Raw genomic sequence first — 8,045 nt, 5'->3', positions numbered from 1 at the left:
AGCCTCATGCGCCTGACCTTGCCAATCATGTCCATGGTGATCACCTTGAATCCCTGCTGAAATTCTCAGCAGGTCAGTGGAACACCCTGGTCAATATTGGATTGGCACTTTGCCGTTTAGCTGGTCAGGTTTGCATCGGCACCAACAGGGCAACAGCACTGCCAGCAACGCAAAGGTCAGAAAACTGCGAAGTGCAATACGGCGAGAAAACATGGGAGGACAAGTGGCGTACAAGCGCGGTGGAATGCCATAAACAACCGCACGAGCGCCGTGCGCCTGACTAGGATTCAATCACACCTGTGCATCCTAGGTGTACTGCACGACCTTCCCGACTCATGTTCGCGTCGAAATCAGCGACCTATTTCTGTAAGCGTCGCGCAGTTCTCGCTTCAAGATTTTTCCTATCGAGCTTCGCGGTAGCTCATCGACAAAGCACAAATCAGACAAGCGCTGAGTCTTGCCAACTCGCTGGTTGCACCAGATTTTCAGATCAAACGACAGCACAGATTGCCCTGCTCGAAGCACAACAAACGCCACGGGTGTCTCGCCCCACTGCATGGAATCAACGCCTACAACTGCGACTTCTGAAACTGCAGGATGCCCTCGCAACAACGACTCAAGATCGCTGGGGTAGATATTGAAGCCTCCACTGATGATCATGTCCTTACGCCGATCGATGAGGACCAGAAAGCCATCGGAGTCAAAACGCCCTACATCGCCTGTTCGAATAAAGCGCTTGCCTTGCGCATCCAGCCACTCAGCTTCTTTTGTCAGTTCTGGCTTTTTGAAGTACCCCGTCATCATTCCGGGCGAATTTCCGACCACTTCCCCCGACTCCCCGGGGACTACTTCATTTTCGTGCTCGTCAATCAATCGGATATCGTGCCCATCGGCGGGCTTTCCTACGGTATGCAATTTATCTGGATGCAAACGCATATCAAGAATGCACGTTCCACCTCCTTCCGTCATGCCATAGAACTCAACCAGGTTACCCGGCCAACGCCGAAGCACATTGGACTTCAACGCTGCGCCAAATGGCGCACTTGTGCAAAACTTGAAGCGGAACGACGATAAATCATGGTGCTCGAAACTGGGCACGGAGAGGATCCTTTGGTACTGCACGGGTACTAGCATGGCGTGTGTAACTCGATACCTCTCCGCCAACACGAGATACTGTGCCGCATCAAACTTGGTCATCAACACCACACATCCGCCAAGAGCAAGGGTTGGGAAGAACACCACGAGGGTTGTATTGGAGTACAAGGGTGTAGCCAACAACGTAGTCGCTGCTGGCCCGTATTCGTACTTCGCTCCGCGACAGATATGCGCCCATCGCATCGCGTGGGACTGCACAATTCCTTTTGGAACTCCCGTAGTTCCGGATGAATAAATGATGTTGAAGGCGGCATCAGGCTCTATATCTACTGACTGCGGCTGAGTACCTTCAGGACAAAGCCACTCGTCGAACGGAATTCCATCCGTATCGCCATCCAGCGAAATCCGTTGAATCCCGGCGAACTCTTCAATCTCTGGGGCTGCGCTATCCCAAAAAAGAAGACGAACTTGCGCATCTCGCAACATGCTCACGAGGCTATCTGGCGACGAGGAAGGAGCCAACGGTGCTACGACGAGACCCGCTCGCAACGCACCAAGGAAAATGCAGGCATAACGCACTGAGTTCATCGCACAAATCGCGATGACTTCGCCGCGCCTCAAGCCTGCTTGCTGGATAGTTGCAGCGATCCTGTCCATTGCCCGGTCCAGTTGCAGATAGCTCAGTACTTGCGCATCATCGCGTAGCGCGGGCTGATCCTGCAGCAACTCAGCATGTTCTCGAATCAAGTTAGATAGAAATTGGACTGGACTGCCCGAGGAAAAATTGGGTTGAATCATGTTTTAGTCTCCATCGATCAGAGGGCTTAGGGTTGCTGATCGGCACAACGCTGGCCGCTCCACGCGGCCAGCGATTTACCGTGAGGAGCTTCTAATAGCCCAGTGCAAGACACCCTTGCAGAATCGCCGTGCGACATTGGCCCACCACCATGCCACGCCACTCGTCGTGATCGACATAAAAGGCATCAAGTAGATCCTTCTTAATGCGGTTTTTTTGTGCAGCACTTGCTGCGCGGGGATAACGTTGAAGCCAGCTCTCAGCGCGCAACGCGTCTAGTGCTGAACCTTGTTTTGTGCCGTACTCAAGTGCGATAGCCAGGTGTTCTGCTTGTGGACACTCCTCAAACATGGCAGCTGTCGCCTGGCCAAGAACCTGCCTTGAGGCAGACTCACCTCGCCAAGCTGCCACCACATCCGCACCCCAAACAGTACGTGTCGCGCGTAGGTTGTCTAGCGCCCCCGTACGGCCAGCATGAATTTTCTCGCCATGACCAAAGCGGCCAAGCCCTGTGTGTATGTCAATCCAGGCGATGCGCTCGCGCCGTGCGCCGTGAGTCCGAAGTATTCGCCGCAGTGTCCAATTGCTCCAGCTGGGAGATACGCCAGCATAAAAAAGCCCGCCGGGTACTTCAGACTGCCCCGTCGTCAGTGCATCACGGAACCCAATCTCCCCATGGGTGGCTCTGTAAGTTGCCATTGCTCGTATGTTGTCCTCCGACGGAGGCCACTGAGCAGGGATCAATAAGTCATGCAATTTCGCGTAGGCTGAATTGCGTGTTGGATTTGAGAAGTCAATGAAGTTGCGATTCAAATCAACGTTGTCTTCATTGGTGCGGCGGATGTGCGAAAAACCGTATGGGTTGACTGCGTGTATCAGCAAGAGCGCAACCTCACGCTCCTCAGCCAATCGCAGCAGTGCGTCGTCATGCAGCAAACTGATTTGGCACCCCGATCCGCACAGTCCTTCGGGGCCATGGACACCCGAACTCAAGATGAGGAGTGACTTGGCATTGGTCGGCCCCACAAGAGCGACATTGGTTGACAGGGTCTCCCCCTGCGCTCCAAAGTGGATGGGGAGTACATGGTGTTCGACAACAGCACTGACTTTTGCACTCGCAGCGATGAACTTAGCACGCGCCTCTGTATAGCTGGTTGAGAAAAACGGGCGAACAGACGTCGAGGCTTCTGAAGAGATTTGATGCATGGTTTTAGCAGCCTTGGGCCCATTACTCTGGCTGGTGGCCTGATTGGCGAATAACAGGCCCCCAGGTATCGGAAATCCGTTGCATGCCTTTTGCCAAAGCTTCGGCACTCCCATAGTTCGGCGATGCACCCAGCGTGTGCATACGCTCCTTGACTTTTTCTGAAGCCAGAGCAACACGTACCGCATTGCTGTAACGCGCAATGAGGTCGGGAGGCGTGCCCGCAGGCGCATATATGCCAACAATGTTGGTCGTTTCAAAACCCTTGACTCCAAGTTCACTGAAGGTTGGCACATCAGGAAGATAGCGGTGTCGTGACGTACCAGACACCGCCAAAATACGCACCTTTTGATTCTTAGCGAACGGCAGTAACTCGAATGGTGAACTGATGCCGAACGGTATTTGACCCGAGGCAAGGTCCATCACAACTGGGGCTCCCCCACGGTACGCCGCAGCCGCGGCATCGAACTGCAGCTCTTTGGACAATAGGCCAACCGCAAACTCAAACATGCTGCGCGGCGCTGGTATGCCAATGTTTGACTTTCCAGGGTTCTGGCGAGCCCACTCGGTGATTTCTTTCAAATGAGTGATTCTTGTGCCAGAGTTGGTCGCCAATGCAAAGGCCACCCTGTCACTCAGCAAGGCCACAGGAGCGAAGTCACGCGCGGTCTCAAAGCCAGGATTCTTCACTGTGTGCGGAAGAATGGCGACGGTATGGTCGTTGGTAATCAACAAAGTGTTGCCGTCGGGCTTTGCCGCCTTGAGCGCCTGTGCAGCGAGCATCCCCCCTGCCCCGGGACGGTTCTCCACCATGAAAGGCTGCTCGAGCACTTGGCTCATGCTTTCAGCCAGAATGCGCGCAGTGACATCCAAGCCTCCACTTACCGGAAAACCCACAAGAATCCGCACAGGAGCCTTGCTGTCTGCCATAGCACTGCAAGTGGCTGCCAAACCAAGGGAGAGAACTGCTATGCGAAGCGCTCGGAAATTGTTAAAAAGCTGCTTGAAGCAGCGTCGGCGTAGCAGCGAAATTGTGCGTCTCATTGAGTGATCCTGACTGTGTTGCAAAGGGATCTGGCTACTTTAAAAAGAGACGAAGCCGAAGAGAAGACAGATAGTTTTTGCTGGTGATAAACGGAATTGATATATGCCTGATGCGCTCAATTCATCAATGCACCTGAACCTTCGCCAGCTAGAGATTTTTCGAGCAGTTGCGGAGTCAGGAAGTATTCGAGCTGCGTCGCGCCGTGTGCATCTGACCCAACCCGCCGTGACGCACGCGGTGCGCGAACTCGAGCGATGTGTGGGAGCGCCCTTGTTCACGCGAGATGTCAAGGGCGTGATCCCTACGGATGTCGGGGAAGCATTGCTACGCCGCACTCATCTTTTGTTCAACGAAGTCCAGCGGATGAAAGACGAGATACTGCAAGTGCGCGACGGTACAGGTGGGCGTCTTTCAATCGCTTTTAGCTCGGCCTCTGCCCAACTTTTGCCTGTGGCGCTTGAGCGGTTTCGGGCTCTACGACCCAGCGTGACGTTGGACCTGCATGAAATAAGTCAACCTGACGTTGATGCGAAGATGCGCATTGGACGCTATGACTTCGCAGTGATCAGCGACTGGGGAGAAACCGCTTATGACGGATTGGTGAGCGATTTTTTGTTTGAACAACCGCTTGCCGTTGTTGCACGCACTGGCCATCCATTGGCACAAGTTCGATCCGTGTCGCGTCTGCAGCATTGCACCTGGCTTATCTCGCCCGGCTACGGCTTGCCAATGTTGCGGAAAATTTTCGCCGCCAAGCGCCTGAAGCCACCGACAGACGTGATTACTTGTCAGTCAGCGATCCCCTTGATAACCCTGCTTTACAGGACTGACGCTGTTGCTCTGATTTCTGGGGGCAGACAAGGCCTGCGTGGTGCAGCGCAGGGCCTGACAAAACTTCCAATCATGGGAGCACTAGACAGCATTCGGATTTCCGTCATTTACCCGGAAGTTCAGGCGCTGTCTCCCGCTGCAACTGTCTTCATTGACTGCCTGCGAATTGCATCCACGCTGCCGAAGAGATGACGTCAAGGCTCAAGTTGTAGCGTAGCGTTACCCCGCCCCCAACGCCAACCTCCCCTTCCGCGTCCCACAGCTAATTTTTTCCCAGACGGTTGGCATCCGCAATCAGATAACAGCCGCAAATGAGGCTGATTCGGCATTCGGGGAATGCCCGGGAACCAAGTCCATTTTTCGGGCGGGAAAGTTGGCAGCCTTGACGATAGGGAGTGAGGGACGACTGCTTAGCAGTCATCGCAGGTAGGTCAGTGCATTCACGGTCTTTTCCACACAGCGGTCATCCGCGCAGTGAGCGCGAAAACGTCAAGCGCTGAGGTCAGACCACGACTCTGACAACGGCCATGTAATGGCTCGCCGTTCCACCCAGTACAAACAAGTGCCAAACTCCATGTGCATGGCGATAGCCAGCGCGATTGACGTAGAAGATAGTGCCAGCCGTGTAGAGAGCTGCGCCGGTAAGCAACCACTGTAGCCCCCAGACGTCGATCTGGGCAAGCAGCGGTACGGCAGCGACGACCATGATCCAACCCATTCCAACGTAGAGCGCTAAGGGCGGTTTTGGGGAAGCGGCACCAAGTTCGCGCGCTATTCCCAGCAGGGCGATGCTCCATACTGCCGCCAGGAGGGCCCAGTCCCAGACACCCTGCACCGTAACCAATGCAAAGGGCGTGTAGCTGCCAGCGATGAGCAAGTAGATAGCGCAGTGGTCGGCACGTTGCCACCACAACTTCGCTTGCCCATGCGTGCCATGGAAAAAGGTGGATGCGGCATACAGTGCAACGCAGGACAGCGCAAAAACCAGCCCCCCGACGATCTTTCCCACGTTGCCAGTGGGCAGGCTGGCCGCGAGCATGAGTGGAACGCCCAAAACAGCCAACGCAAACCCCAACAAATGGGTGCAGGTGTTGAAGCGTTCGCCGGGGCGCATTCGATTGAGTGCTTTGCTGGGCCCAGTGAATCAGCTGGGCGTGACATGGGCGTGAAGAAGAGGTGAAGCACTTCATCTAGGGCAACGCTGAACAAGTCACCGCAATCGTTCATACGCTGAGGGATGACACAGTTTTGCGGTCTTTAGCCGCGCCCCTTTGGGCTATTTGCGGGGCCTTGAGGCCCAATCTGTGCCCTTACGGGCGCACCTTTGCCTGCAGATGCCATCGGCACAGGTAGATGTTGGCCAATGCCAGCGCAGTGAACGCACGCGTGGCGTTCTTCTGCAGGCCTCGGTATCGAACCTTGGTAAATCCCCACAGCCGCTTGACCACCGCAAAGACGTGTTCGACCCGAGCACGCACCCGCGACTTGTTGCGGTTCTTGGCCCGTTGCACTTCGTCTACCTCGCCTGCGCAGCGCGTGCGCTGGTTGGTGAAGTCCTTGGCCTTTGGAGCCTTGCTCGCTATCAGCGCCTTCTGGCTGGCATAGGCCGAGTCGCCATAGACCCGTTGCTCATTGCCGTGCAGCAAAGCAGGCAATGGGTGCTTGTCATGCACGTTGGCCGCAGTGACAACCGCGCTATGGCTCAGCCCCGTTTGGCTGTCCACGCCAATGTGCAGCTTCATGCCGAAGTACCACTGCTGCCCTTTGCGAGTCTGGTGCATCTCGGGGTCTCTGGCTTTGTCGGCGTTCTTGGTCGAGCTGGGTGCGCCGATGATGGTGGCGTCCACGATGGTGCCGGTATTGACCCTGATGCCGCGCGCCTGCAGTTCCTTGCCCACACGGGCGAACAAGGCTTCACCTAACTGGTTGTCGTTGAGCAGCCGCCGTCCCCGCGGCGCAGCTGGTTGGCGCTGGAGGGGAGTGCGACGTCCTTGCCTTCCAGGATTCTGCTCAGGAGGCAACGGCGCTCGCGACGCTGATCAACAAATGGGTGAACGTCGAGCACCTACCGCCGGCTGAGGTCGCCATATTGGTGAGATACAAGCCACCGCTCTTCACCGCGGAGCTAGTCGCACTTCTGCAGCCTCTTGGAATTCCCGTACGCGACGAAACGGTAGCGAACGATCTAGAGTCCGAGCCGGTTGCTCAGTTCATCGTCGACATCCTCGCGGTAACCACTCTGGAGCGGCAACCGGACGCGTACGAGCGGATCATGAACAACGCCACGGCTTGGTGCAAGGATGACGAGGACGTGGCAACCCTGCGACAGCGATGGCAGCGCGCGATCGAGAACGCTCGGACAACGTTCGCTGCAGCATATCCGGGCACCTTGACCGCTGACCAGCTGTGGCCGTTCGTCAGGCCATTCTTAGAGCTCCTGGGCATTGATGCTCTTCGATCGATGTCCACGGACTACGCAACCGTTCCACCCCTTCGTGCTGTCCTCCAAAGAGTCAAAGACAGGTTTCGAGACCTGCTGGCAATCGATCCGAGTATCGGCGTTGCAATCGAGCGCTTTGCCGAGCAAGGCGCAGTGCGGATCATGACGATCCACAAGAGCAAGGGGCTCGAGTTCGATTCTGTGATCGTTGTGGCAGTTGAGACCGAGTGCTACTTCGGAGCACCCGAAGACGCACGGGCAGAGTTCTTCGTAGCAATCTCGCGGGCGAAGCGACGGCTCGTCCTCACGACAGCCGCCCGACGTCCGCGACCTGCCGGTGCGCAAGGCAACTGGCGAGAGGTCCGCACGCCGATCGCCGAGTTCTTAACCTACGCGGCAACTCCCTGAGCATCGAAGCGCCGTGAGGGAGTCATTCTGCTGGACAGAATCTCTTACCCCGGAGATAGCCTCGAACGGTCTGGGGGGAATTGATCTCCAGCTCGTGCCAGGCGTCAAAGCCTCCGTGTAAAACACATAAAGAGACGAAGGGAGGCAAGTCTTGGGTATCGATGCTGGCCAACGCACTCGCTCGGCGGCTGAGCGGTCGCGCCGTGCTTGGGCCATCAGATGGCCG

Annotated in this window: 7 protein-coding genes and 1 pseudogene; 3 read left to right on the top strand and 5 right to left on the bottom strand. The window is 56.2% G+C overall.

Annotated elements, in window-relative coordinates; translation table 11 throughout:
- The coding region (locus tag OIN59_RS24685) for a hypothetical protein (RefSeq protein ID WP_274114768.1) at nt 1-284 on the top strand (284 nt) is incomplete at its 5' end.
- A 49-nt stretch (nt 285-333) separates the two neighbouring features.
- Here the strand turns inward: OIN59_RS24685 and OIN59_RS24680 are convergent.
- The 3 genes from OIN59_RS24680 to OIN59_RS24670 all read right to left on the bottom strand — a co-directional run bounded on the left by OIN59_RS24680 (nt 334) and on the right by OIN59_RS24670 (nt 4,139).
- Nucleotides 334-1,893, bottom strand: coding sequence for a class I adenylate-forming enzyme family protein (locus tag OIN59_RS24680; protein ID WP_274114766.1), 1,560 nt, complete (start codon nt 1,891-1,893; stop codon nt 334-336).
- A 91-nt stretch (nt 1,894-1,984) separates the two neighbouring features.
- Entirely contained in the window at nt 1,985-3,097 is a 1,113-nt protein-coding gene (locus OIN59_RS24675) for a M14 family metallopeptidase (protein ID WP_274114764.1), read from the bottom strand.
- A 22-nt stretch (nt 3,098-3,119) separates the two neighbouring features.
- Complete coding sequence (locus OIN59_RS24670; RefSeq protein WP_274114762.1) at nt 3,120-4,139, bottom strand: tripartite tricarboxylate transporter substrate-binding protein; 1,020 nt, start codon at nt 4,137-4,139, stop codon at nt 3,120-3,122.
- A 103-nt stretch (nt 4,140-4,242) separates the two neighbouring features.
- Between OIN59_RS24670 and OIN59_RS24665 the strand changes: the two genes are divergently transcribed.
- A complete protein-coding gene (locus OIN59_RS24665) occupies nt 4,243-5,163 on the top strand; it encodes a LysR family transcriptional regulator (protein WP_274114760.1) in 921 nt (306 codons plus the stop codon).
- A 310-nt stretch (nt 5,164-5,473) separates the two neighbouring features.
- Here OIN59_RS24665 and trhA read toward each other — a convergent pair whose 3' ends face one another.
- Together trhA and OIN59_RS24655 are read right to left on the bottom strand one after the other, a co-directional pair.
- Complete coding sequence (gene trhA / locus OIN59_RS24660) at nt 5,474-6,085, bottom strand: PAQR family membrane homeostasis protein TrhA (RefSeq protein ID WP_274114758.1); 612 nt, start codon at nt 6,083-6,085, stop codon at nt 5,474-5,476.
- 196 nt (nt 6,086-6,281) lie between these two features.
- A pseudogene (locus OIN59_RS24655) lies at nt 6,282-6,917 on the bottom strand (IS5 family transposase); the annotation flags it as partial.
- A gap of 104 nt (nt 6,918-7,021) precedes the next feature.
- Between OIN59_RS24655 and OIN59_RS24650 the strand changes: the two are divergent.
- Entirely contained in the window at nt 7,022-7,819 is a 798-nt protein-coding gene (locus OIN59_RS24650; protein WP_274114756.1) for a 3'-5' exonuclease, read from the top strand.
- Nucleotides 7,820-8,045: the final 226 nt, after the last annotated feature.

Source organism: Acidovorax benzenivorans, assembly GCF_028680575.1.
GTDB classification, from domain to species: domain Bacteria; phylum Pseudomonadota; class Gammaproteobacteria; order Burkholderiales; family Burkholderiaceae_C; genus Acidovorax; species Acidovorax benzenivorans.
The sequence above is the reverse complement of the archived record's forward strand: the minus strand, read 5'-3'. Positions and strand labels throughout refer to the sequence as shown.

Bases quoted from the DNA above. Each gene is read 5' to 3' on its own strand.
- OIN59_RS24675 (WP_274114764.1), bottom strand. From the start codon at position 3,097: ATGCATCAAATCTCTTCAGAAGCCTCGACGTCTGTTCGCCCGTTTTTC.
- OIN59_RS24665 (WP_274114760.1), top strand. From the start codon at position 4,243: ATGCCTGATGCGCTCAATTCATCAATGCACCTGAACCTTCGCCAGCTA.
- OIN59_RS24670 (WP_274114762.1), bottom strand. From the start codon at position 4,139: ATGAGACGCACAATTTCGCTGCTACGCCGACGCTGCTTCAAGCAGCTT.
- OIN59_RS24680 (WP_274114766.1), bottom strand. From the start codon at position 1,893: ATGATTCAACCCAATTTTTCCTCGGGCAGTCCAGTCCAATTTCTATCT.
- trhA (WP_274114758.1), bottom strand. From the start codon at position 6,085: ATGCGCCCCGGCGAACGCTTCAACACCTGCACCCATTTGTTGGGGTTT.